Raw genomic sequence first — 23,091 nt, 5'->3', positions numbered from 1 at the left:
CCGGTTCGGCGCGAGATGTCGCGGATCGAAAGATGGTCTCGGTAGTGCCAGCGTCGGATGACGCTCAATAACTCCATGTCGATCACTCCGATGTCCCCCACACAATCCGTGTGGGAGGAGCTTCAAACATGGGTCAATTCTCGATGGAAAAACCTCCGTCGACTGGGTCACTTCTCAGTGGAAATCAACACGCTGATGAATGTGGGTAACGGCGCCGGCCACTCGTGGGCTGTCATCGCCTCTCCGTCGGGAGGTTCCCTGACGGTGGCGGGCTGGTGGTGCATCTTGGTGAGCAGTCCTCTATTTTTCTTTTTGCTGCTCCGAGGCCTATGGCGACATCTCGTGTGGTCGATGTTGCTCCGACGCATTGCCGCTCTTCGGTTGCGGCTGGTAACGACCCATCCGGACGGGAAGGCTGGCTTGGCGTTCGTCGGCCGGTATCCGAACGTGTTCGCTTTGTTCGTATTTGGCGTCAGTTGCGTCATTGCCGCCGGTTTGGCTCACCAACTGCTTGTGGAGTCCATTTCACTAACCGCCTATGGCTATGTCATGGGTGCCTGGTTGGCCATTGTCCTGGCGCTCTTCGCCTATCCGTTGACGGCGTTTTCAAAGCCCCTCGTGAAGCTTAAACAGAACGCATTGCTGGTTACCAGTGCGAAAGGGACACAATTTCAGCGCCAGGCCGAGCGCAAGCTGTTCGGCGAAAATGTGGTATCTGCCGATCCTGGAGAAGCCGAAGAAAATCCAGACGTTGCCGATCCAGCGAAGCAGTTCGATGCCACGCGGAAAATGTCCACGTTACTCATCGACCGCTCCGCGCTTCTCCCAGTGTCAGCGGCCGCAATCCTGCCCTTGGTGGCCGCGGGCGCCACACAGATGCCCTACAAAGAACTGCTGTCAATCTCAAAGAGGCTGCTGCTGCTCTGAACGCCTGGAGGTTCGGTGCCGACTTGCGGCCGTGACTGAATGTGGTGCGAGCAGGACCGCGAACGGCACGACGGCCAATTCGACTTAGTGTCCGCCACGGCGATCTGGTGAAGGTTCTGCGGCAACACTCTGGCTCTGTTCACAGCGTGTCGCGGAGCAAACCGTCGAAATCCAATTTCTTGCGGTAGTTCGCTTTGTAGTTCGGATGCTTGCGGATCGCCTCGCGCAACGGCTCCCAGTCGGCGTCAGAAGGGGTTTCCCTGGCGAGGTAACGCGCAGCCAATGCCCGCGATACTCGCCTTAGCTTTTCCGTCGCCTCGTGGCCGTGAACGAACCGGGCCTTGTGCTTTTCGAGGAACATCCCCTGGACCACGAATGCGAACGCTTCCTCATCGAGCGTCGAGACACTGACATGCTTCTTCAGGTCACTGATGGCATGCACCGCCTCATGTATCAGAAGCGCCTGCGTGACCCGCCAGTCCCTGTCAGACCTGCGTGGGGGTTTTAGCGTATCGGCATCTGGTTCGGCGTTTCGAAACTCGTACGAGCCGCCACGCTTGCTCACCGGGACGACTTCGATGACGCCGTCAGCAATGAATTTTCCGATGTCCTTGAAGTCCTGGGGCATCACCGAGTGAATGCCATGCTTCAAGGTAAGAAAACCCGTATCCTGTTCAAGCGTCGCGACAATTGCGTCGATCCACCCCTCGGCTTCAGGCTCGAGGCGTATCCAATCCGGCGCCGGCTTTGGAATTACGCCGATGGGAATGGCATGCCGCAGCTTCGCCCAGGTCTTTGGACCGAGCATTCCGTCGGATTTCAGGTGATTCTTGCCCTGCCAGGCTGCGACGCACTCGGCGAATGCCACGGCGGAGTCAGGTTCGCAACCAAGGGCAGCGATGACTTCACCATACCGTCCGACCCAGCGTGCGAAGCGACCGTAGATCGGGTTGGAACGAACAGCTTTGGCGACGTTGAAGTGCGGCATCGTCGAACTCCCACATCATCCGATCGTATTTGGTGCCTGTTTCGCGCCAATGTCGCTGTGAGCATGTCCCTGTTTCAACGCTCCACTGTGGCCCCTGCTTTCCTGCTCCCGGACACCTGTCAACCATCCCCGACACGGTTCGCCTGCGCATAAAGCGCCACGATCCATCCTGGCACGAGCCGGCGAGGCTGTGGGTTGCGCTTGTCGGACAGCCAAGTCGCAAGAAGACGCTGGCAATAAACAAGGCGCTCGAACCCATCAACAAGATCAACAGGCGCCTCATCGCCCAGTACCAGAAGGAGCGCGACGATTACGAGACGGTCCCGAAGGAAGAGCGGGCCGGCACGCCGAAAACGAAGAACAAGCGGTTGCGTATCAGCGACGCGACCGTCGAAGCCGTCCAGGACATCCTGAAGGATAACGATACCGGCTTGATCCTGGTGCGCGACGAGTTGTCGGGGCTGGCTGGGCAGCATGGACGCCTATGTCAACTCGGGCAAAAGCGTGGGCAAGGGTCGCGCCTTCTGGGGGGTTGGGCGGCTGCCATCGTTGGTAGCCGATGATCTCTCGGAAAGGTTCTTTTCGCAGCATCGCAGGACGTCGCAGGCTCTTCGGTCCGGAGATCCAGCGGCATCGCTAGAGCAAATTGCGCGGATGATGAACGCATGGCGGAGACTGAACCTTGAGGCGGAGCGCCGTGGGGCTTCAACCATTTCTCCTGCCGCAATCGAGGCGAACCTATCCGAAGGAACGGTCATCAGGATCGTGTGTGATCGGGATGAAGCCTGCGCGGTGGAGGTTGAACACGACGGCCGCGAAGTTCGCATCTACATGGCCTCCGAGATTGCCCGACTGATCGAACAGATGCCGACCGTCCTCGAGATCAAACGGATTTGGCCGGGCGCAAAGATCAAGCCGACGAAGTTCGAAACGCCGGACTATTTCTGGGACCAAGGTGATGAGATTCCGTAGTGACGGCTCAAGGACAGCGTCAGCCCCTTGTGGTGGAACCGAATGATCTATGGTGTCAGAATACCGTCATGTCCCTGAACGCTCGCCAGGAAAAGTTCGTACAGAACCTCGTCGTTAACGGCCTGGTTGCGAGCGCCGCATACAAGACCGCAGGCTATGCTGGAAGGACGGATGGCGCAGCGAGGGCTGGCGCTTCGGAACTCCTGACAAACCCTAACGTAAGAGCCCGCCTTGCGCAGTTGCAGCAGCAAGCAGCCATGCGGGCCGCTGTCCTCGAAACCATCGCCGCCGAGCTGGACGCCGCCTACGAGCTCGCCTTCGCCAACAAGCAAGCGGCAGCCTGCGTTGCTTGATCGATGGGCAAGGCCAAGCTGTTCGGGTTGATCGTCGACCGTCAGGATCTTCGCGCCGAGATCATGCGCAAGCCGGTCGCCGACTCCGATGCGCCGTCCGAGATGTCGCTGGCCGACTGGTCACGCAAATACGGCGGCAGGGTAATCGAGCACCAGCCGTGAGCAGCGAGATTCACGTCGAGGTCGTCAAGCCTCAGCCCGGGGCCGCAGGCCGCCTTCGTCGAATGCACCAGCGTCGACATCGTCTGTTACGGCGGGGCGAGGGGGAGGGGGCAAGTCTTGGGGCATGGCGCTCGATTTCTGGCTGCATGCCGAACGGTATGCACTGGACGCCAAGGGCCGATGCTTCGCAAGACCCGCGAAGACCTGAAGGATTTCATCGACCTTGCTTCGCGGATGTATGACGGCGCCGCGCGCTATATGGAGAAAGGCAATGTTTTTCGCTTCGACAACGGCGCCAAGTTGTTCTGCGCCTACTTTTGACCGCGATGCACAGGCCTATCAAGGATGGTCGCTGACCCGCGTCTACTTCGACGAGGCGACGCAATTGCAGAGCCTCGATCCCGTCCTGGCGTTGCTGGCGACACTGCGGTCGGCAAAGGCGGTCAGGGGGCAGATGAAAATCTCCTGCAACCCTGGTGGTCCATCGCACAACGCCGTCAAGGAAATGTTCGTCGACAATGGCCCCTATAACGTCGTGCTCGACCGGCAGACAGGTATGACCCGCGTGTTCATACCGGCCAAGGTGGGCGACAACCCGGCGCTGCTGGAGGCCGATCCACGTTATGTCGACCGGCTGAAGGCGGTCGGTTCTCCCGAGCGCGTCAGTGCCTGCTTGGAAGGCGACTGGAATGTTGTCGAGGGCAGCTACTTTCCCGAATTGACCCATGCCCGGCATGTCATCGCGCCGTTCTCTATCCCGTCGGGCTGGATCAAGTTCCGCTCGATGGACTGGGGCTCGGCGGCGCCGGTTGCTGTTCACTGGTGGGCTGTGTGCCAGGGAGGACACCGCGCATAATGGCCGCCTCATCCCTCGCGGGGCGCTCATCTGCTAGAGGGAATGGTATGGTGCCTCGCGACCCAATGTCGGCTTGAAGCTAACGGCGGAAGAGGTGGCGAAGGGCATCGTCGAACGGGAGACCTACAATGGCAAGCGGGAATACGTCTCCTATAACGTTATCGACCCGGCAACCTTCGCTGTGATTTCAGGCCCTTCGATTGCCGAAACGCTCTCGCGAAATGGCGTTCAGTTCAGACGAGCCGATAATCAGCGGATCAGCCATCAAAAGCGCATGGGCGGCTGGATCGAACTGCGGGCGCGCCTGAAGGGCAACGCTGACGGTCACCCCATTTCTTCATGGACCACCGCAAGGCCATCATCCGCACCCTGCCGATGCTGCAGCACGATGCCCACAACGTTGAGGACGTCGATACCGACGGCGAGGATCACGCGGCCGACTCTGCCCGCTATGCGACCATGAGCCGACCATATTTGGCACGAAAGCAGGTCGATCCGAATTCGAGGTCGCCCTGGCTTGTGGCCAACGCGTTTCGACTGCATGAGCTGAGAGATTGACTGGGTGTACACTAATCTTCGGCTCCAAACACTTATGGGCAAGGGTCCCAAGGTGTCCAAGCTTGCTGTCCCAAAGGCATTATTTTACGGCAGCGAGCTTCGCACGGGGCTGCCGGGCCATCTCGACCTTGACGACCTTCTCCCTGCCCTCGATCGCCAGCGACTGCCGAGCCCGTGGACGGTACAGCCGTCGCCGCAGCCTGGTTGAACTCCGGCGCTTCAGGGTTTCCCAGCCGGCACGTTCGGTGTGCGAAGCATAGCGTGGATTTTGGGCGGGGCAGAACGGGCCGTGCGCCCGACTTCGGCGCAATCATCTGAATGCTCACCGCGACCGGCGCCTTCGTGATTGGCGGCTCGTTTCGAGGATCGTAACCGAAGTGATTTCCGCACACAAACCTGTCAGCAGATACGGACGCAGTCGACGCTCCAGGCCAAATCCGCTCCAGCAAATGCCGGAACTAAACAGCCAAGGCACACCTCACCGGCCCAGATTCTCCTTCTACGAACTGCCCTCCCGCGCTATCATGCCCGCTGTATTGCAAGACATCTCGTCTGAGACCCCGGAGGAACCCGGTGGGAGATCCGGCACCGCTCGTTTCAAAGCCGCTGGCCACGCCATTGGTGGTGCGGGCTGTCGACGAGAAGTCATGGGTCGAGGGGGCTTGCCCCACGGCGACACAGCACGGTACCGGCGGATACGCTGCGATGTTCACCGCCGAGCCCAACATCTCGCGCCACGCGGCCGCGCTTTTCGGCGCCCCTGCTCAGACGCAGATGACCGCAGCGCCGCACCTCGCCGAAGTGACCCGCTTCGACGCGACCTCACCCTGGCTCGTGCGCGCGCCGCAGGATGTCGCGCCCGCGGACGTGTCGCGAGAACTCTACGGCCTCGACATCTCGGGTGTGGAAAATGGTGGGCTTGCCGGGCAATCCGTCATCCAGGACTTGCTGCTGCCCGGCAGGCTGGAGGAATTCCGCGGCCAAATGGACGCCCGACTGGACCAGGACGTCGCCACAGCCAAGAAGATATTGTTGCACGACAACGATTCCGATCTCATCAGGACTGCCGTCGACAGCGCCGTCCTGACCCACTTGGTCAAGCACTGGTCCGGGGCGCGCGACTATCGCGACGTGACCGGCAGCAGCTATTTCGATGCCTTCCTCGAGCGGCTTGAGAACAGCACCATCACGGTGACCCAAAGCCGCACCATCGGCGTCTACAGTTGGAAGACGGGCACCAGCGAGCGCAGCTATCTCGACGAGCTCTTCAACATGGCAGGCATGCACAGCGGCGAAGTGCTCGGCCTGATCGGCGGCTACAGTGTAAAGTACGGTGGCTACCGGCCCGGATGGCACCAGCTTCAGCGTGCGCAGTCCGGGCAGGCCCCAGACATGTCGCAGGCGCCGGATTGGCTGATCCGGCGTGCTACGACCACCGTGCTCGACACGCTGGCCGGGCCCACTTCGTCCTCCGAAAGCGCTATGATCCGCGACATCCTGGTCAAGCTGCAGCCGGGCGACAAGGCGCGCGTGATCCAGTCCGTGATGTCGCACCATGGTGACAGCAACTGGATCGGCCTAGGCCGGTTCGGCGAGCCGACGCCGCAACACATGCTCTACTACCTGTTCGAAAACCTCGACGGCGACCATGCCGACGAGGTCGGCAAATCGCTCGTCTCGGCCGGCGTGTTCGAACAAAGCACGGTCGATGCGCTGAAGAACGGGCGCAGCTGGGCCGGCAAATGGCTGCCCTACACGACCAACCTCGGTGCCGAGGCGGCGCAGTGGTATGCCGACCGTTACGTCCAGACCGACAACGAGCTTTACCTGGTGGGTGGGGCCTTTGCCTCGCTCTGGACACCCGAGACTGCGACCGCAACGATCACGACGCTCGGCTCGGCCGGGCTTGGCGGTGCGCTCACCAAGGCGCCGATGTGGCTGCAGAAAACCCTGATGGTCGCTGGAACCGCACCGACCTCCTTCCAGCTTACTCAATCGGTGCTCGAACTCGGCACTGGTCGAGATGCATACTCCAACAAGAAGCTGAACGAAGGCGAGATGTGGAGTCGCGGCCTGCTGGCTGTGTCGAACGCGATCTTTCTCGGCGTCGGCCTTTATGGCGCGGCAAAGCTCGGTGCTGCCAGATCCAGCCCCGTTATGCCCGAAGTTCTGCCGCCCAAAGCTTCCCAATTTCGGGCGCTTCCTGCCGCGGGCGAGGGCCCAATGGTGCCGGTACGCGGCGGGAGTGCCGGGCCGCGGATCATCGGCATCGACGAGGCGGGCAACGTGCGCGCCGTCGCGCGGGATACGGTCACCGGCGAAATGGCCTATCTCAAGTTCAACCAGACCACGGGCGACGGGTTCGCGATGATCCCCGGCCGGGGCACGGTGCAGATCGTCGGCGGCAAGCCTGTGCCGCAGCGCGCGGCGCTTCCGCCGGGCGACGCCATGGCCGACTCTGTGCTGGCCGCAGCACCGGAAACGCCAATGCTGACCTCGGGCAAGCCCCGTCTGATGCTCGGCGCGGGTGAGGACAGCTTCTCTGACCTTGCGCCCTTCATGCATGAGACGATCGGCGCGGATTTCAAGGCGGGCACACGCTGGGTGATCACGCCAGAGGGCGTGGTCGTGCCGGAACTGCCACCGATGCTGGATCCGGATATCCCGATCTACGTGGGCGACGGCCCGATCCCCGACATGAACTTCGACCAGCGCCCCGTCCTGAGCGGGCCGGTGCCAGAGGGGCTGACCCTGCACGAGGTATTTCCGGTGCGTGGGTCGACCCGGATCACAACGCAATCGGTGAACCAGATGCGCCGCGCACCTTCCGGCACGGCCCAGCCGGGTCAGGACCGCGGCGCACAGCTTGAGGTCTTCATTAGGGAGGGCGCGGGGCCGGGCGCCTACCGGCATGGCGGGGGCATCCGCACACCGATGACCGGCGAGTTGCGGTTTCCCGACGTGCGCCAGTCGATATTCGGCCGAACCCTATCATTCGAGGCAAAGAACTACCTGCGCTGGATCTCGCCCAGAGGCGGCGGGCCGGCGGTGCTGCGCGAGGTACCGCTAAGCTCAGAGATCCAGCAGCAGATCACCAACGATGCCTTAGAGATGTACTACGGCACCAGGGGCTTTCGCCCGGTCTGGGTCTTCGGCGACGCCCCGCCAAGCGCCGCGCTGGCCGGGGCATTGCGCCGCGCCGGAATTCCCTACATGACCTACGGCGACCGGATCGTGCCCTAATGGGCGACACCTCTTAACCGGACCAAAGGCCAATGGCAGCGAGGCGTGCCCCGGCGTCGCGTTTCAGCCGGTCAAAGTCTTTTGGAAGGCGCTCCAGCTTGTTCTGCGCCTCCAATTCGGCGAGCGGGCGCAGCACTGCCGCGGCCGCCTCGGCGACCAGACGCGGGAGCATCGCATCATCGGGGTTCGCAGCCAGTTCCGTCTCGCGCTCTGCCAGCGTCGCCCGCGCGTCGTCGAGCAGCTTGGAAAGATCGTCTGCCGTCAAGATCCCGGTCTGCGTCCCCCGCGGCCCGTAGTGGATCGCGAACGTGTCCGGATCGCGGCGTCCGCCTGTGGCCTCGGGCGTCTCGGGCCAGCCAGGTCCGGCGTCGAAAAGATAACGCACCACCGTCCCGCAGACGAAGCAAGGCGCTCGGATATCCCATACCGCCCCGTCGCCCGGGTCGGCGGGTCCGGCCTGGGATGGGCCGATTCGTGCACCGCAGCTTGGGCACGGGCGCGCCTTGGCCAGTTCCAGCGCCTCTAGCCGGCTGCGCGCCGCCCCGGGTCGCACGATCACACCCTTGAGCGACGGGCTACTTGGCATCTTCGGGGTCCTTCGCTGTATCTGTTGGCGCCATTTGCTTCACGACTTCGTTGGGGTCGAGGGATTCCAGCCGCAGCGCCTCAATGGTCGCGTCGATCGACGCGTTCGAGCGGCCGACCCCGGTCTGGCCAGCTACGCGGTTTAGAAGGCGTTCGCGCCATAGCGTCAGGCGGTACTGGTTGTGCTGCGGATGGCCCGCCTTGTTTGCGCCCATCGCTTTGTAGCGTGCAACCTCGGCCGAGTACCACGCGGCCTTTGCTTTCAGGGCGGCCATCCCTTCGGTCGAAAGGAACATCCGGCCGACCGCTTGTGCGGGCTTGGTGAAGCCGGTTGCCTTCAGCACCTGATAGGTGTCGACCGTGCTCCGTGCCTTCATCGACCACTTCAGAACGTCGTAGCGGGTCGGCGGGCTGTCCCACAGGATGCCGCCGTTCGAGCCGCGGTAGCATTCGAAGAAGGTCGTCCCATCGGCATCCATCAGGACTATGTGGTCGACAACTACGCCCTTTGCGTTCGGCTTGGTCACCTTATGCATCGTAAAGCCGTTCACCGCGCCTTTTACCGTCAACGTGTCGTAGGTCGGATAGTTGTTCTGCTCGAACCCGATCATGCGGCCATATTGCTGGACCAGCGCCGGATTCGCGTTGAAATCCTCCATCGACATGCCCTCGAACGCCCGCCCGCGGTGCGATGCGATCGACGTGCCGCCCGACATCGTCAGGATTGTTTCTTTCATGATGTCCCGCGCCTGTTCGGGTGTCTTGCCCTCCTTAAGGGCCTCGTCGTAGTTCGCCTTGGCCTTCCGTGCGACAGCCTCGTGATAATAGTTCATGAAGTCGCGGATGGTGACGCCCGCCATGAGGTTCGGGTTCGCCTTCTGCAGTTCCGAGAAGATGATGTGCAAGTCTAGCATGTCGACCGGCGCGTCGATCAGCGGATGGCCGGCCTTCGTGAACCGCATTCCTTCCAGGAATCCGCGCGTATCCTGGCTGAGCGGAACGCCGGCATCTTCGAAAGTCTTCATGGTGGCGGCCAGCCCCTCTTTGCTGGTCGACAGGTGAGCCTCCTTCCACAGAGCCTGGAAGTCCGAAAGGATCAGAGCGCGCGCGGCGTAAAGGTCAGGCCGGTCCGCCTCGCGCGTTGCGGGATTGTTTATTTTCGCGGTCAGTTGCGCCAGCTTCTTGCCAAGATATTCGATGGACTGCAGCGTCGAGATGTCGTCGGCGGTGGGCCGTCCACCCGGCGTGTCCTTGCCCAGCATCCCGGCCGAGGCCTCGCGCAACACCAATTGCTTCAGCTGCTCGCCCGGCGTGCCCGGCTTGAGTTCGGCCATCGCCTCGGGACTGGCCAGCAACTGGCTGATGCGCTGAAGCTCGACGACCTCTTCGTTGACCGCGCGCGTGATCTGTTCGTCAGGCCGGTTGGTCATCACCTCGATGGTCGCCACCAGCTTGCCGTTCTCATACCTGACGTCGAAGGTCGCCGGCCCGGGCTTATGGCGCGTGGAGCTTTCGCTAAACTTCTCGACCGGAACCAGCGTCACTGAGATCTTGGTATCGCCGGCGCCTATCTCGAAGCGGTTGGTGCCGTTATCGGGAATCAGCGGATGGTGCAGCCCGTCGCGCAACACCACATTCATGATCGACATCGGATCGGCGGCCGAGAGCGGCTTGCCGGGGCTGCGCTGCGCGCCGGTGTAGGCGCCTTCGCGCGAGGCTCCCCCGGCCAACTCCGGCCGCGGCCGGTAGCGCATCTTGCGCCCGTTCGGCAGCGTGACCTCGAAGACCCGGCCCGAGAGGCCCTCGCGCACGGTGAATGGAACGTTGTTCTGCGCCAGATGCTTGGAGAGGAGCCGCTCGCTCTCCGGTCCCGGTGCGAAGGTCATGTCGGCGCCGCGGTCGCTGGGCCGCGCGTTTATCCCGACGTGGAGCCGCGCCTGCATCACCGCGCGCTGGTGCATTTCGACCCCCAGGCGGTAGCTCTCCTTCAGAATGCGGACCTCGGGGTCTTTGGACTTGCCAAGGATATCCAGTTTGCGCCGCATCGCCACCAACTGCTCGTCAAGGTGCGCAAGCCGCTCGGCATCCGTCGTGTCGTCGAGCATCGACTTGGCGGCGTCCTTTATCGCCGCATCCTGGACCTGCATTTCGCGTTGCAGCGCGGCAAGGTCGATGGACTTGACTCGCTCCTTCAGTTGCGCCTCGGCCAAGCGGACTTGCATGTATTCCGTCGCCCGTGCGCCCAGCACGTGTACCCCGCGCATTGCCACCATCATGGCGGCGTTCTGCATCGCGGTGCTTTCCATCTCCGCGTCGGTGAAGGGTCGGTCGAAAATGCGCGCTGCGACGCCGGCGGTGATCATCGAGGCGACCGACGTCGTGGCGATCTCTGCCGCGAACATGCCGGCGGTATGCGCCACGCTCAGCTTGGCGGTCGAGCCGCCCAGGCCGAAGGCCATTCGGTAACCGATCTGGGTGCCGCGTCCGACGCCCTCGGTCGCGAGGTTCACGATCATGTCCTCGAGGAACGAGGTATGCGGGTAACGTCCGGTCGACAGTGAGCTTTCGGCGCGCATGAAAGCGGTAAAGGCGCCCATCTGGGCGATGGTCGCCAGCGTCCCACCCTCGGCAATCCCCGCGGCGGCAAAAAAGCGCGCGCCAAGCCCGCGCGTGACCAGCAGGACGGCGGCCATCTTCAACACCTGTTTGCCGAAGTCCTTGGCCTTGGAGACGCTGATGGGGCTGGGTCCGAAGGAGTCCCGACCGGTGATCTCCTTGTAGCGCTCCCAGATTATCTGATCGAAAGAAGTCAGAGGCCTGGGGTTCGCCAGGCATTCCTCGCGGTCGGGATAGTAGCCTTGGTCGAGCGCCTCGAAGGCAAGCGATTGCCTGGCCTCGTAGTCCTCTATGGTCGCCGCGTCCTCGGCCATCGACGGCGGGGCCTTGCCGTCCGGTCCGGGTTCGGGCACCCAGCCGGGATTGGTCATCCGCTTGTTCCTGCGGGTCTGCGCCTCGGACACCTTCGGCGGCATCCCCATCTCGTCGATCAGGTCGGCGACGCCTAGGATGTCGGCATAGATGAACCTCGCCGAAGTCAGCGACTGGGTCGTGCCGTGTTCGCGCAAGAGCTGGCCGAGGTCGCCGAAGAATGGTGCCCGATCCTCGATCCCGCCCGCGTTCTCAGCCTGCAGGAGGATCGACAGGACCCCGCCGGGCTTCATCGACCCGTTAACATCGTCGATGGCCTGCTGGATCAGCCCGGTCGACTTGTCACCCATCGCCAGCGACGAGGCCATAAAGGCAGAGCTTTCGAGCTGGGCGAGCGTGTCCCACGGCCCCAGGTCGCTGCCCTTCAGCAGTTCTTCCTTGGTCTTCGCTCCTTCGCTGACCAGCATCTGGGCCAGGAAGTCGGTATTCAGCTCGTTGACTGCGCCGTGGAGCGTCTTCTGCGGGCTGCGTTCCAGCAATACCAGCAGGAGGTTGACCTCGCGCATAACGCGGCCGGGTTGCGAATCATATTTAAGTGCCGCCTCGGACACCAAGAACAACTGGACCAGATGTTGGGTCGCGACGGTGTTCATCATTTGGACCGCTTCCGTGAAGCGCGCGGTCGGGTCGTCGCGGGACAGCTTGCTTATCAGGTCGTCGCGCGCCGCCTTGGTGCCATCGTCCTGGGTCGGAACGGGGTCCTGCGGCATGATGCGGTAACGCAGTGACCGGAACCGCTCCATCGCGGCTTCGGAGCTTTGCGCGTCGCCCAGCGATGCCATCTGACTGGCGAATTTCGCCAGCGCCGTCAGCCTGTCCTGGTTTACCAGTTCGATGGCGGCCTTGACCGCGTCGGCGGTGTCCTTCTGGTACTTCTGCCAGCCGTCGTCCAGTTGGGGCTCGAGCAGCTTCCAGACCTCGTCGTAGCCCAGCATGTCGTGCTTGGAAGTGTCGTTCTCGCTGCCGATCTCGTCCGTCCGGATTTCGGTGGCGACCAGCGGCACGCGATAAAAGACCTCGGCCTGGATGGCCTCTACACTGTCCAGATCGCGCTCGGCCTTCCCGCGCGCGGCCATCTCCTTCATCTCCGCCACGGAGAAGTCGATCGGTTGGCCGACGTCCTTGTCCATCTGGCGGCTCGGCCAGTCCGGGAAGTCGTCCTTGCTTTCGGCGTATTCCTTCAACTGGTCGAGCGGCGGCCCGTAGGTGTCTGCGTTGAAACCGCGTAGGTAAACGTCCATCCCGTCCTTGACCAGGCCGCGCCACAGGACCACAGCGTCTTTTAGCGCCTGCTGGTAATAGATCATCGCCTCGAAGTGCTTGAACGCCTTGTCGGTCAGGTCATCGACGGTATGGGTCAGATCGTAGTTTTCGGGGTAGATCTGGAGCGCCGACCGGAACGCCTCGAGGAACCTCGAGTCGTAACGCAGCAGGGCAACGGTGTCGGGTTCTTCGCCGCGCTGCGCCTGGGGCGTCTCGTTCGGGGCAATCGGGCCGGCCACGTCGCCCATGCGGGCATAGCCAATCGCATTCGCGCGAAGTCGTGTGGCATCCAGATGCGTCTTGAGTTGACGCATCAAGAGGAGCGCTTCGTCGGTCATCGCCTTGAGGTTTTTGGCGACCTCTGGGGAGGAGGGCTGGGAAGTATAGGCCCGATTCGCGCAGATCAGGCCGTTGGCGTCCTTCCACCGATCAGAGAAACTAGAGGAGTCCTTGAGGTAGCCGACCAGCCAATCGTGGATTTCCTTCTGGGAAATGACCTCGCCGTCGCAGACCGGCTCGGCCGGCGCCGTGGAAACTCGCGGTGCACCGGACTGCGTGGTCTGGCCACCGGCGCCGGTCCGGGACTTGGACTGGTCTGTATCCTGTTGCTCTCCCGCGGTCTCGAAATCCTCCCAGGGAAACCACACGTCCGCGTAGAATATGACGACAAGCTGGGATCCTCCGTATTTCTTCAGGATATCCCGGACACGTGCGATGTGTTCGTCGGTGAAAGGCAGATAGTCGTCCTCCAAGACCGTCGCCAGGTAGAACGCGATCTCCTCGGCAAGTTCCTGGTGAAAGTCGGCGCGCTTCTTGTCGTCGGCATCGCCGGCCAGCTTCTTCTCTAAGTTCAGCACGTCCTGCTTGAGGTAGTCTGGAACGAAGTCCTCGCGCATCAAATCCAGGCGTGCGTCCAGATCGTCCGGATCGTCCGTCCAGATGGACGTGGCTATCAGGCTCTGGGTGATCGACTCGTAGAGTCGGCCGATTGCATCGAGGTCGTCGGGACTGATGCCGTCCTCAAAGAGCGCGCCGACCTGCGCGCGCGCCATGCTCAGAGGCCCTTGGCCCAACAAGCCGAAGGCGCTGACATCCGCGGCGAGCCCGGCAAGGACTGAGTACAGCTGGTCGACCGAAAAGCTTGCGAGCGCTGCTTTACGGAACACATCGGCCCTTGACTCGAACCACTTCGGCATGGGCGTGCGGTAAGGCGACACGGCGTTCGGGTGGCTCTGTTCATAAAGATAGAGGTGGATGAAGTTGCGATAGACCGTGACGACCGCGTCGATCCGTAACTTGTAGGTTGAAAATTCCTGGTCATTGTCGTTGTAGATCTCGAAGATCAGGGCACCGATATCGAGGTCGAAATCGTCCAGCATCTTGTATTGAACGGTGGCATCGGCGACGGCCTGGATCTCCGCGTGAAGGTCCGGAACCGTCTTGCGGACGTACTCGGCCGGCTCCTCCCCAGCGGCGCGCGCTATGGGATCGAGCGGGGGAATCTCGTCTATTTCCTCCTTCATCAGGTGCTGGACGATGTCGTCGCACAACTGGTCGTGATGGGCGCGTCCCAGTTCCCTCCCCAGGCGCTGTCCGCCAGCCGTTTGGGGCAAGTAGGCCGGCATCCGCAGGATCAGCCCGATGGGCGCTTGCATTGGTGTCGCGCCCGTCTCGCTCAGGGCCTCCCGTTCCAATGCGTGACGTGTGCCCGCTACAGCCCGTGGTCGCGGCGGCATGGCGGGGGGCGGGCCGGACGGGTTTCCCTCGGCCGAAAGCAACGGCGCCGCCGCGGCCTGGGCCACATGGCGCAACTCGTGCGCGAGCAAGGCGCGCCCGGCGACACTGCCGGGGCGGTAGGCACCTGCCGCGAAGAAGATGTCGTGGCCAAGCGTAAAGGCCTCTGCCTCGACCAGATCGGCGGCTTCGGCCGCGGCGTCGTCGATATGGACCCGGGCGCCTTCGGCATCGCCGACCTCGCTCCCTTTCGTGTCGGCGGCCTCGATCGTTTGGCCTTGGCTTCGGGATACCAGATGACCCAGTCGCGCCGCGACCGGTCCGGGTAGCGCTGTCTCGCCCGACGCGGCCTGAAACGTCGCGGCGGTATGGGGGTGTCCAGCCGTACTGGCCGTAGGCTCCGGTCCCCGCCGCGCGAGATCGGGTGTAGGCACGGCGCGGACGGGCGCCTGGAGGCGCTCCCATTTCATCGCACACCGCGACGGATAATCGAGCCGCCCGTTGCGGACAGAACCGGCGCAACGGAAGGGCAGTAGCCCGCGCCGGCGACGACGGGAACGGCGGAGGGCATGGCTGTTCCCGGCGTGTGTTGGGGCGACGGGGCAGGGGCAGCAACCGACATCACCCCGCCGCTCCGGTTCATTTCCAGCCTGCGCTGAGTCTGCACCAGCATCGCGTCACTCCTCGGCCGGCGGCACCGATCGTGGCACCGGCGCTCCCGCCATCGTCACCCTCGCCTCTGCGGCAGGCGGCATTTCCACCCGGATTTCGCCGTCCTCATCCGTTTTTTGGGTTTTCCCCTCGATCTCGAACATGATGCCCGCTGCGGGATATCCTGCCGCGTCGTGAACTCTAACGCGGGTCCCGTCGTCGGACAGGCTCCAGACAGGTCTCCTGAGCTCGATCCGCGCGCTGGCATGCAGGGCTTCGCGCGGGCCGTCAGGGAGGCGCCGGCCAGCGACGCGCACGCGGATAACCGTGACGGGAGCTTGCGATTCAGTCACTTCCAGGGACGCCGAAGCAGGGCCGTGTGGCACTGCACGGTCAGGCCAGGTCACCTCCCAGCCGTCGACCAGTTGCGGTGCCCGAACTTGAAGGTCTATCCTTGCGCCTCCGCCGGGCAGCCAGACCTCCCGCGGACAGATTAGCTGAACTCCGCCCTCCATCCTGACGGGGACCAGTCGCGTCCACCGCCGCTCAAGTTCATCGGCCAGCCAGTTCACCTCCTCTACGGACAGGTCGGCGATCACCGCCCCTTGCCGTCCGGGGCGGGAAAGGGCGTCCAGCGCCGCTTTGCCGCGCGAAAAGGTTGGGGCCGCCAACAGGATGCCGAACCGATCTGGGACCTCGCGCTGCAAGCGGTCGACGATGGCCGCAAGGCGATGATGCGGGCCGGAAGTGGCGGTCATGTCAGCCTCAGCATGGCGCGATCCTGAAAGTTGCGGCGCAGCCGCCGGTCGATACGCCGCGCCTCGGCCTCGGTCAGCGTCTCCCCGCCGCGACCGCTGGCGATGCGTCGTGCTCGCAGGCGCCGTCCGGGGAGGCGACGCTCCGTCCAGTCGGCTTCCGGAAGGTCGTCGAATTGTTCAAACTCGACTACCTCAGGCAGGTCACGCACAGATGAAGGTTCCGTAGGTAACTGCGACGCAGGACGCTGCGGGGCCGGACGTCTCGGGCCGGGATCGGGCGGCCTAGGCGGCAGCGCCAGCCGTGATGCCTCCGACAGATCCCGCTCGGGCCTGTACCCAAGGGAAACGATACGACGGGGGACGGGTGCTACTTCGCGCGGCGCCGAAGGAAGCGCGATGCCGGGCCGCACGATTGGCCTCCCGATTCTTGAGACCTCCGCCGACTGCGGTGGCGGTGGCCGGCGTGCACCTGGCGACGGCGGGCGTTGATGGCTCGGCGTTCCCTCGTCCATTGCCGGTGCAGGCTTCTCCGGACGAAGGGCCGAACGCTCCGCGCCTCGCGTGGGTCTCATGGCTCCGGTCCCGAGACCACCCGCTTCCTCCTGAGACGGGGCCTGCTCCCTCCCTATCGCGGGGGAAGATGGAACGTCGCGCCGAAGCGGCCGGTCCGGCTCCGCAAGAATGTTGTCTCGTGCGATGCGCTGCTGTCGCGGTGGTGCTTCCATTGGCCTTGGCGCGGCCATCCCACGGGGGAGGGACGAAGCTCGCTGCCCGAGGCTGCTGCGCCAGCCCTCTATGGCACGCGCGACCGAGCGGCCGGGCCTATCCGGTCCGATCGGGCCAGTCGGCGGCAGTGGCGGTGGCGGCACGGGATCGACCCGGTAAGGCGCGCCCTGCCTCCGACGATGCGGCGCCATGACCCTGTCGATGTCGTCCAGAAGCGACATCAGCTCGGCCAGCAGCTCACGATGGGTGAAATCGTCGCTCATCGTCGTGCGAACCTCGTCCATTCTTCCAGGTAGCCGCGGGCAGCCTTGAACTCGCCACTGCGTTCGACGTCGGCGGGGCCGGGAGGCGGGCTGCCCGTCACCGTCTGGATCACCGAGACGGGCATCAGCGTGCCCGCCGCAAGGGAGGGCAGGTCGAACCCGTCGAAATCGCGCCTGAGTGTCACCTCGGAGACCAGTTCGAAGGTTTGCCAAGTGCGTTCCAGGACCAGCATGATCAACGGTTCCTCGGGCCTGCACCCGGCAAGGCAGGCGTCGATGTCACCCGAGGGAAGGGGCGTGGTCGAAAGCAGCGCGATGGCGCTTTTGTCCATGCGATGGAAGGCCTGCGCCGGGATGGCGTAACAGTCACCGGCCATGATCGCGGCCTGCCGAATCTGGCCGGGGCGGCCGTCGTCCTCACCCTTGGCTCGGCCTCGGATCAGCAGGTGCTCGCCCGGCCGCGCGATCCGCGGCCGGGGCGCGCTGGGCACGGACATGTCGAGGAATTGCGCCCCGGCCCCCCTGATCACAAACGTCGTCACGTTGGCCGGGGCCCCACCGTAGAGATGCAGCGATTCCAGCGGCATGCCGGACGGGTCAGGGATCGACCGCGCGGCATAGGTCGGGACCGAGGACGACAGCGCGGGCTCGACAGCCTTCCAGCCGAACAGCAGCGCAAGCTGGCTGTAGAGGATCACCGCGGATTCCACCGGTCCGTCGCGGACCGGATCGGAGGGATCCTCGCCCCCCATGAGCGCGGCGACCGACAGCCCGGTTCCCGGCACGAAGGTGTCCAGCGCTTGTCCCGGGTTGATGAGGCCTGGTGAGTCTTCCGGCCCGGCCGCAGGCGAAGGCGCGGTGGACACTCTCAAGGGCGAGATATCGAAGGCCAGCCGACCCTGGTCTCCAGTCACGCCCAATACTGTCATCGCGGCGGAGCGGCCTTCCGTGGTCAGGACCATGTGGCCGGCCTCGACATCGCTCATCGCGGGCAGCAACGATGCCGGATGGCCGAGGCGCAGCTTCGTCGACCGCGTGGCGGCTGGCGTCAGCACCGACAGCCCATCGACCGGGAACCCCGTGTCGCCCCCCCGCAGCAGCGCGCGCAGACCGGCGAGGAAGGGGGCGCGGAAACGGGCCATGGCGATACCCAGCGTCAGACGGTTCCGCTGCAGGAACCAGCGCATGCGCGACGGCCAGAACCGGACGAAGCCCTGTTCCAGCGCGCGCAGGATGCGCAGCGACCCGTCGGGATAGGCGATCCGCTCAGCCAGCGTCTCGTCAAGTTCGGGGCCAAGCGGCCCGGCCTCGGGCGGGGCCATCAGGAGAGGAAGGTTAGCCCCCGACATGGCGGCCAGAACCTCGCCCGCCGCAGCGCGCAGTGCCTCGGCCGCCGTCTTGCGCGCGGAAAGGGTGCTGGCCGAAGGCGTGCTGTTGGGCGAAACGGCAAGCAGCGGAGCCAGTGCATCGGCGGCATCGGCCACGAGCACGAAGAGATCCGGCCGCGGGGCGAGTCCGTCGGCGGTGGTGCGCAACAATCCCGGAATGTCGGCGCTTCTGGTTCCGGTCTCGTCCAGCACTTCGGCGGCGTCCCGCAGGATCTGGGCGTTGCCGGCCACGGTCTGCGCCGCGCCGCGTGCCGCTTCCGCCACTTTCAGCGCGGTCGCCATGTAGAATGTGCCGACCGCAGGCCGCCCGGCGATAACGTTGTCGCAGAGCGTCAGCGCCTCCTGCGCCGTGCCCGCCGACCAAGCGGTCGTCGAGCCCGAGGCGCCAAAGTATTTCACGTCGCCCTCGCTCGCCGACGCCCGGTTGTCCCGGCGCTTCGAGGTCAGTTCTGACCAGGTCTGGATCCACTCGCCGGTCTGGTCGATGTCCAGCGTCGCGTCCTCGCGCCGGTCGGGCGAGAACAGGCTGACGATGTCGCCGTCCTCCTTGATGTCGGGGGTAAGAATGCCGCCCATAATGGGGTTGGTGGTGATCGATGCGGCCGTGCCGATGATCGTCGCCGTTCCGGCGCCCGGATAGGCCGGCATCCGCACGGTGATCTCGCCGTTGTCGGACTTGGCGAACTTTTTGTCCGATGGTTCGACGAAGTAACTGTAGAAGTCGCGAGGAGGCAGAAGTTGGACCGGGTCCTGCCCGCTGCCCGGTTCCTCATAAAGCTGGGCGACAGCAAGCTCGGCCTCGTCCGCGCCAGGGAGCCGCCAGATCCGGTATTCGCCGGTCCAGCCGGTCGCCAGGCTGGGACGCGGTTCGCCCGTGACGACCGGATCGCCCAGAGGCGCCGTCTCGCTACGCAGCGCACGCTCGCGCTCGACCACCAGCGCCGCGTTCAGAAGCGCGTGGAACCGCGCCTCGGCCGAGTTATCCTGGTCGCGCGCGCCTTCTACGCGGTCGACGAAGGCCTCAACCTGTTGCCAGCAGAGCTTCCAGAGCTCCATCTCGGCCACGAGATGTCGGGCAGCGCGCATCCTATCCCTTTCGCGGTCCCATGTCGGGCCATGCCCCCGCGGCCACGGCGGCCGCCATGCCGCTGGCGCCGCGACGGCGGGCGCGGCGAGTAGCCTCGATATGGCCCATTACCGCCGGGCTGACCGGCTGGCCCGGCGCCAACGCCGCTTCGAGAAGCGCGATGAACCGGTTGCGGTCGGCGCGGAACAGCGCGTCTGCCTGCAGAAGCGACATGCCGAGCGCGCCGAGCACCCGGTCGATATCGGTGCGAAGCTGGTCGGGCAGCGAGTCGAAATAGGCCTCGATGTCACCGCCGACCTCGACCATCTTCGTCTCGAAGTGGTTCCAGAGCCCGGTGACGCCCTTGCCCTCGACGCCCGATGCGCCCTCGGCCCCGCTCCAGGCGTCGCTCGCAATGCCCTTCACGTCCAGCGCTGCCTTCTCGACTCTCCCGCCGGCGGCCTTAAATTCCTCGATCGTCCCCGCATAGGCCTGTTCGAAGCTCTTGCCCTGGCCGAGCATCGCCCAAAGCATCTGCGGATTGAACGGCACAGCCCCCGAACTCCCGGTCATCAAACAGACCCCCATAATGGCAGAGGCCTTGTCTGGCTTGCTGGTCTCGGGGTTGTCGTTCGGACGGTTCTCGGCCTCCAGGAAAGCCTTCTTCAACCCTTCGACGCCTTCTGTCGTGACCACCGGCAGAGCGTGCAGTCCGGTCGCCGACAGCGCGCGCAGGATGTCGATCACGCTTTCGATCAGCTCGATGAACTCCTGCAGGATCTTCACCTTGGCCTGGACTGCCGCGATCAGCTTCTGGAGGGTCTCGATCAGGTTGTCGGTGTTCAAAAGCAGCGTCTTCAGCAACTCGGGGATCTGTTCCAGCTTGCGCAGCGGATAGTCCTTCGGGCCGATGTCGCGCAGCTTCCAGGACCGCCAGTCCGGCGCAACCGATTTGCCGCGCACGCGCTCGCGATCGGGGTCCTTCACCGGGAACTCGAACTCGTCGAAGATTTTCTCGAAGGCCGAGATGTCGAGGAGCTTGGCCCAGAGCTTCGCGAACCGGCGGAAGTCGACCATGTTGGGCATGGTCGCCACGATGAACAGCGCCTCGACAGGTGCATTGTCGGAAAAGATAGGGCGATTTTCGTCGCCCGGATCGTCAAAGCTGCGTATGAAGGTCTCGGCCCAGGCCTCAAACCCCGCGGCGGGGCGGACGGGTTCCTCTCTCGGGCCACCGGCCAGCCATTGCGGAGGATCGGCTATGCGGCCGCCAAGATCGTTGATGGTCTTGCGGTTGGACAGAAGGCCCGGCACATCGACGTAGATGTAGGCGCCCGTGGCGAGGATGTCGTCAATTATGCCCTTCAACAGATCGTAGGCGGCCATTATGATGGCCTTGATCGGATCGGGCAGAGCCAGGAGCAGCGCCTGCAGTATGTCGAGTATCCCGCTGACCACCTTCAGGAAGGCCGAGACGACCTTGACGGGCGGCTCAACCAGCCCGATCACCTCGCTGACACCCGGTACGTCGCCCAGCGTCATCGGGCGCCAGCGCAGCTTGCCGGAGCCGGCCTCGAGTGCGGCAGTGGACGTTGCCACCCGCGGGCAGTGCAGTCTCAGAATCGAGAGAAGGTCAGCGGTAGCGTCGCCGGTGTGAATGCTCATCGCGTTGCTTCTCCTCTTCCAAGTGCATGTCGGCGATCGACGACACCTTCTCCATCTCCTGCACGGCGATCATCCGGGCGGCCTGCGCCAACAGATCACGCGCCTCGAGGAGGCGCCGTTCCAGGTCGCCGAAGTCCATGGGCCGCCACGGGGATTGGTTGGACATGGGTCTCCTTTCTCCGGTCAGCCGACCGGGAAACGTTTGACGAAGCCGAAATAGGAGAGGTCGAGCGCGGGCGTCATCGCCGCCCAGGTGTCGATGGCCGGACCATAGATCGGGGCCAATGGAGGGTAGACCGCCTTGAGCAGTTGGCTGAGCACGGTGAAGTGGATCATCAGTCCGTCACCCAGCACCATCGGCGAATAGGCGGATATGCCGCCCAACTGCATCACCCCCAGCATCGAGTTGATCGAAACGTTGCCCACGCCGGCAGACAGCGACAGCGCGCTGAGCGAAGTATCGGCCATGGCCGCGTTGACCTGGAAAGGGCCGGAGGACATCAGCCCGATCGATCCAGTGCCCACATTCATCTTCAGCCCGCCAGTATATGTGTGGCTGGCCGCGCCCACGACGGTCTTGGTCTCTCCGCCCTGGATGGTCTGGGTGACGTCGCCGCGCACAGTCTCGCGGAAGCCGTCGGTTCCGTAGGTGAACTTGTAGCCGCCGTTCGAGATTTCCTCGGACCAGCTGCCCTTGACGGTCAGGTCGACGTCGCCGCCGACCTCGCGGACATGGCCTTCGCCGACCTTCTCCTCCTGGTCCTTGGCGACCTCCAGAACGTCGCGGCCGTCGATGTCGTGGGTGCGGTTGCCCTTGTTGTAGGTGCGGTCGTTGATGACGATCTGGTCGAGCCCTTCCTCGGACAGGATTAGCCGGTTGCCGCGGCTGTCATGGATCTCGATCCGTTCCGACCCCTCGCGGTCGTCCAGCACGATGTGGTGTCCGGTCGCGCTCTTGAACACGCGTACCTTCGGCGTTGGACTTTCGCGAGGCGTGTAGTGCTGCGGCGTCTCGGGTACCCGCGCACCAGACTGCTCGGCCGCCTCGGTCATCGGTGTCAGCCGGCGTGTGGCCGAGTCGGCGTGCTCGACCTCCTCTTTGGTCGGCGCCCCCCACCAGCAGCCGGCCCAGATCGGCTTGGAAAGATCGCCTTCCTCGAATTCGATCCAAACCCCGGCGCCAAGGTCTGGCACGGTGAAGAATCCCTGGTCCGGCCCTGCATATGGCGACGCTGGCTCGGCCCAGCCCGTCTGCTCCCGCTCGCCCAGGAGACGCGGCACAACGGCGCGGATGCGGCCGCGGCCCTCCGGGTCCTCGACGGCGGAGACATATCCCCGGTACTTGCCAAGATAGTGGTGGTCAAGCCGGTCGATGAGGCGCTGCACGAGGTCTTCAATCATGTGCCCGGCTCCGCCTCTTCCTGTTGCGCGCGCGCGCCCGAGATATCGCCGAGGTTCAGCGTGATGTTCGCCCCGCCGTCAGGTCGCCCAATGGTCACTGTGGTGTCGTCGATGTCGACCAGCCGGCCTGAATAGGCATGGCCAAGCGTCGTGAAGATCAGGATCGTCTCGCCTGCGGGAAAGCCTTCTAGCGCGGCCCGCATCGTCATCGTGCAATCTCGGTTCTGAGCGTCGTCACCAGTTCAATCCGCCGGTCGATCAGCACCCGGTCGGTGCCCAGCCGACCGCGCCTCAGAGTGTCACGCGCCTGCGCCACCAGGTCCTGCAGGGTCTTGGGTTGGGCCGGCGGGCGGACCAAATCCAACTTGCCGCGCCAGGCGTCCAGAAGTGAGACGCTGTCCGCCAGCCGGACAAGCTCGGCGTCGAAATGCGCGATCTTGAAGGCGCGCGCGCCGTCTAGATCATTGGGCTTCAGCCCAGGCGCCTCGGGCGGCAAGACTCCGGTGATCTCTTCGTGGGTCAGATTGCTGAGTGTCATCTCGGG

Annotated in this window: 22 protein-coding genes; 10 read left to right on the top strand and 12 right to left on the bottom strand. The window is 64.2% G+C overall.

Annotated elements, in window-relative coordinates; all coding sequences use genetic code 11:
* Positions 1–57: 57 nt before the first annotated feature.
* Positions 58–927 carry a hypothetical protein gene (locus ABMA59_RS31255; protein WP_349009293.1) on the top strand — a complete coding sequence of 290 codons (870 nt, stop codon included), beginning with the start codon at positions 58–60 and terminating at the stop codon, positions 925–927.
* Positions 928–1,066: 139 nt separating this feature from the next.
* Here the strand turns inward: ABMA59_RS31255 and ABMA59_RS31250 are convergent, their stop codons facing one another.
* Positions 1,067–1,915, bottom strand: a complete 849-nt coding sequence (locus ABMA59_RS31250; RefSeq protein WP_349009292.1) for a peptidoglycan-binding domain-containing protein — start codon at positions 1,913–1,915, stop codon at positions 1,067–1,069.
* A 32-nt stretch (positions 1,916–1,947) separates the two neighbouring features.
* Here ABMA59_RS31250 and ABMA59_RS37365 point away from each other — a divergent pair, with 32 nt between their 5' ends.
* The 6 genes from ABMA59_RS37365 (at position 1,948) to ABMA59_RS31220 (ending at position 4,258) form a co-directional block, all read left to right on the top strand.
* The gene (locus ABMA59_RS37365; RefSeq protein WP_425476015.1) at positions 1,948–2,478 is read left to right on the top strand and encodes a DUF3987 domain-containing protein; all 531 of its coding nucleotides are present in this window, start codon (positions 1,948–1,950) and stop codon (positions 2,476–2,478) included.
* Complete coding sequence (locus ABMA59_RS31240; protein WP_349009290.1) at positions 2,390–2,887, top strand: hypothetical protein; 498 nt, start codon at positions 2,390–2,392, stop codon at positions 2,885–2,887. The genes ABMA59_RS37365 and ABMA59_RS31240 overlap by 89 nt, the downstream gene beginning before the upstream one ends.
* Before the next feature lie 68 nt (positions 2,888–2,955).
* On the top strand, positions 2,956–3,240 hold the full coding sequence (locus ABMA59_RS31235; RefSeq protein WP_349009289.1) for a terminase small subunit: 285 nt from the start codon (positions 2,956–2,958) through the stop codon (positions 3,238–3,240).
* Between the two features lie 3 nt (positions 3,241–3,243).
* Positions 3,244–3,402 (top strand): hypothetical protein, encoded by a 159-nt coding sequence (locus ABMA59_RS31230; protein ID WP_349009288.1) that lies wholly within the window; start codon positions 3,244–3,246, stop codon positions 3,400–3,402.
* A gap of 180 nt (positions 3,403–3,582) precedes the next feature.
* On the top strand, positions 3,583–3,723 hold the full coding sequence (locus ABMA59_RS31225) for a hypothetical protein (RefSeq protein ID WP_349009287.1): 141 nt from the start codon (positions 3,583–3,585) through the stop codon (positions 3,721–3,723).
* On the top strand, positions 3,674–4,258 hold the full coding sequence (locus ABMA59_RS31220) for a terminase large subunit domain-containing protein (RefSeq protein ID WP_349009286.1): 585 nt from the start codon (positions 3,674–3,676) through the stop codon (positions 4,256–4,258). The genes ABMA59_RS31225 and ABMA59_RS31220 overlap by 50 nt, the downstream gene beginning before the upstream one ends.
* A gap of 187 nt (positions 4,259–4,445) precedes the next feature.
* Here ABMA59_RS31220 and ABMA59_RS31215 read toward each other — a convergent pair whose 3' ends face one another.
* On the bottom strand, positions 4,446–4,586 hold the full coding sequence (locus ABMA59_RS31215; RefSeq protein ID WP_349009285.1) for a hypothetical protein: 141 nt from the start codon (positions 4,584–4,586) through the stop codon (positions 4,446–4,448).
* A gap of 11 nt (positions 4,587–4,597) precedes the next feature.
* Here ABMA59_RS31215 and ABMA59_RS31210 point away from each other — a divergent pair, with 11 nt between their 5' ends.
* Positions 4,598–4,816 (top strand): hypothetical protein, encoded by a 219-nt coding sequence (locus ABMA59_RS31210; RefSeq protein ID WP_349009284.1) that lies wholly within the window; start codon positions 4,598–4,600, stop codon positions 4,814–4,816.
* Between the two features lie 573 nt (positions 4,817–5,389).
* Positions 5,390–8,059, top strand: coding sequence for a hypothetical protein (locus ABMA59_RS31205; RefSeq protein ID WP_349009283.1), 2,670 nt, complete (start codon positions 5,390–5,392; stop codon positions 8,057–8,059).
* Between the two features lie 13 nt (positions 8,060–8,072).
* On the opposite strand, the gene ABMA59_RS31200 is transcribed toward ABMA59_RS31205, so the two are convergent.
* Both ABMA59_RS31200 and ABMA59_RS31195 read right to left on the bottom strand, forming a co-directional pair.
* Positions 8,073–8,645 carry a hypothetical protein gene (locus ABMA59_RS31200; RefSeq protein ID WP_349009282.1) on the bottom strand — a complete coding sequence of 191 codons (573 nt, stop codon included), beginning with the start codon at positions 8,643–8,645 and terminating at the stop codon, positions 8,073–8,075.
* Positions 8,635–14,808, bottom strand: coding sequence for an eCIS core domain-containing protein (locus ABMA59_RS31195; RefSeq protein ID WP_425476016.1), 6,174 nt, complete (start codon positions 14,806–14,808; stop codon positions 8,635–8,637). Before ABMA59_RS31195 ends, ABMA59_RS31200 begins: the two co-directional genes overlap by 11 nt.
* Between ABMA59_RS31195 and ABMA59_RS31190 the strand changes: the two genes are divergently transcribed.
* Positions 14,698–14,958, top strand: coding sequence for a hypothetical protein (locus ABMA59_RS31190; RefSeq protein ID WP_349009280.1), 261 nt, complete (start codon positions 14,698–14,700; stop codon positions 14,956–14,958). The two genes, ABMA59_RS31195 and ABMA59_RS31190, sit on opposite strands and share 111 nt — an antisense overlap.
* A gap of 348 nt (positions 14,959–15,306) precedes the next feature.
* Here the strand turns inward: ABMA59_RS31190 and ABMA59_RS31185 are convergent, their stop codons facing one another.
* The 8 genes from ABMA59_RS31185 to ABMA59_RS31150 all read right to left on the bottom strand — a co-directional run bounded on the left by ABMA59_RS31185 (position 15,307) and on the right by ABMA59_RS31150 (position 23,085).
* On the bottom strand, positions 15,307–16,038 hold the full coding sequence (locus ABMA59_RS31185) for a hypothetical protein (RefSeq protein ID WP_349009279.1): 732 nt from the start codon (positions 16,036–16,038) through the stop codon (positions 15,307–15,309).
* Positions 16,035–16,247 carry a hypothetical protein gene (locus ABMA59_RS31180; protein ID WP_349009278.1) on the bottom strand — a complete coding sequence of 71 codons (213 nt, stop codon included), beginning with the start codon at positions 16,245–16,247 and terminating at the stop codon, positions 16,035–16,037. The genes ABMA59_RS31185 and ABMA59_RS31180 overlap by 4 nt, the downstream gene beginning before the upstream one ends.
* 776 nt (positions 16,248–17,023) lie before the next feature.
* Positions 17,024–19,501 carry a hypothetical protein gene (locus ABMA59_RS31175; protein ID WP_349009277.1) on the bottom strand — a complete coding sequence of 826 codons (2,478 nt, stop codon included), beginning with the start codon at positions 19,499–19,501 and terminating at the stop codon, positions 17,024–17,026.
* A 1-nt stretch (position 19,502) separates the two neighbouring features.
* Positions 19,503–21,146, bottom strand: a complete 1,644-nt coding sequence (locus tag ABMA59_RS31170; protein WP_349009276.1) for a hypothetical protein — start codon at positions 21,144–21,146, stop codon at positions 19,503–19,505.
* Entirely contained in the window at positions 21,115–21,312 is a 198-nt protein-coding gene (locus ABMA59_RS31165; protein ID WP_349009275.1) for a hypothetical protein, read from the bottom strand. Before ABMA59_RS31165 ends, ABMA59_RS31170 begins: the two co-directional genes overlap by 32 nt.
* A 17-nt stretch (positions 21,313–21,329) precedes the next feature.
* Positions 21,330–22,547 (bottom strand): phage baseplate assembly protein V, encoded by a 1,218-nt coding sequence (locus ABMA59_RS31160; protein WP_349009274.1) that lies wholly within the window; start codon positions 22,545–22,547, stop codon positions 21,330–21,332.
* On the bottom strand, positions 22,544–22,756 hold the full coding sequence (locus tag ABMA59_RS31155; RefSeq protein ID WP_349009273.1) for a hypothetical protein: 213 nt from the start codon (positions 22,754–22,756) through the stop codon (positions 22,544–22,546). Before ABMA59_RS31155 ends, ABMA59_RS31160 begins: the two co-directional genes overlap by 4 nt.
* Positions 22,753–23,085, bottom strand: coding sequence for a hypothetical protein (locus ABMA59_RS31150; RefSeq protein ID WP_349009272.1), 333 nt, complete (start codon positions 23,083–23,085; stop codon positions 22,753–22,755). The genes ABMA59_RS31155 and ABMA59_RS31150 overlap by 4 nt, the downstream gene beginning before the upstream one ends.
* Positions 23,086–23,091: the final 6 nt, after the last annotated feature.

This window comes from Mesorhizobium yinganensis (assembly GCF_040081985.1).
Lineage (GTDB): Bacteria > Pseudomonadota > Alphaproteobacteria > Rhizobiales > Rhizobiaceae > Kumtagia > Kumtagia yinganensis.
The sequence above is the reverse complement of the archived record's forward strand: the minus strand, read 5'-3'. Positions and strand labels throughout refer to the sequence as shown.

Excerpts from the sequence above, each read along its gene's own strand:
- ABMA59_RS31255 (WP_349009293.1), top strand. The coding sequence starts at position 58 with ATGACGCTCAATAACTCCATGTCGATCACTCCGATGTCCCCCACACAA.
- ABMA59_RS31250 (WP_349009292.1), bottom strand. The coding sequence starts at position 1,915 with ATGCCGCACTTCAACGTCGCCAAAGCTGTTCGTTCCAACCCGATCTAC.
- ABMA59_RS31240 (WP_349009290.1), top strand. The coding sequence starts at position 2,390 with ATGGACGCCTATGTCAACTCGGGCAAAAGCGTGGGCAAGGGTCGCGCC.
- ABMA59_RS31235 (WP_349009289.1), top strand. The coding sequence starts at position 2,956 with ATGTCCCTGAACGCTCGCCAGGAAAAGTTCGTACAGAACCTCGTCGTT.
- ABMA59_RS31230 (WP_349009288.1), top strand. The coding sequence starts at position 3,244 with ATGGGCAAGGCCAAGCTGTTCGGGTTGATCGTCGACCGTCAGGATCTT.
- ABMA59_RS31225 (WP_349009287.1), top strand. The coding sequence starts at position 3,583 with ATGCTTCGCAAGACCCGCGAAGACCTGAAGGATTTCATCGACCTTGCT.
- ABMA59_RS31220 (WP_349009286.1), top strand. The coding sequence starts at position 3,674 with ATGTTTTTCGCTTCGACAACGGCGCCAAGTTGTTCTGCGCCTACTTTT.
- ABMA59_RS31210 (WP_349009284.1), top strand. The coding sequence starts at position 4,598 with ATGGACCACCGCAAGGCCATCATCCGCACCCTGCCGATGCTGCAGCAC.
- ABMA59_RS31200 (WP_349009282.1), bottom strand. The coding sequence starts at position 8,645 with ATGCCAAGTAGCCCGTCGCTCAAGGGTGTGATCGTGCGACCCGGGGCG.
- ABMA59_RS31190 (WP_349009280.1), top strand. The coding sequence starts at position 14,698 with ATGGCGCAACTCGTGCGCGAGCAAGGCGCGCCCGGCGACACTGCCGGG.
- ABMA59_RS31185 (WP_349009279.1), bottom strand. The coding sequence starts at position 16,038 with ATGACCGCCACTTCCGGCCCGCATCATCGCCTTGCGGCCATCGTCGAC.
- ABMA59_RS31175 (WP_349009277.1), bottom strand. The coding sequence starts at position 19,501 with ATGCGCGCTGCCCGACATCTCGTGGCCGAGATGGAGCTCTGGAAGCTC.
- ABMA59_RS31170 (WP_349009276.1), bottom strand. The coding sequence starts at position 21,146 with ATGAGCATTCACACCGGCGACGCTACCGCTGACCTTCTCTCGATTCTG.
- ABMA59_RS31165 (WP_349009275.1), bottom strand. The coding sequence starts at position 21,312 with ATGTCCAACCAATCCCCGTGGCGGCCCATGGACTTCGGCGACCTGGAA.
- ABMA59_RS31160 (WP_349009274.1), bottom strand. The coding sequence starts at position 22,547 with ATGATTGAAGACCTCGTGCAGCGCCTCATCGACCGGCTTGACCACCAC.
- ABMA59_RS31155 (WP_349009273.1), bottom strand. The coding sequence starts at position 22,756 with ATGACGATGCGGGCCGCGCTAGAAGGCTTTCCCGCAGGCGAGACGATC.
- ABMA59_RS31150 (WP_349009272.1), bottom strand. The coding sequence starts at position 23,085 with ATGACACTCAGCAATCTGACCCACGAAGAGATCACCGGAGTCTTGCCG.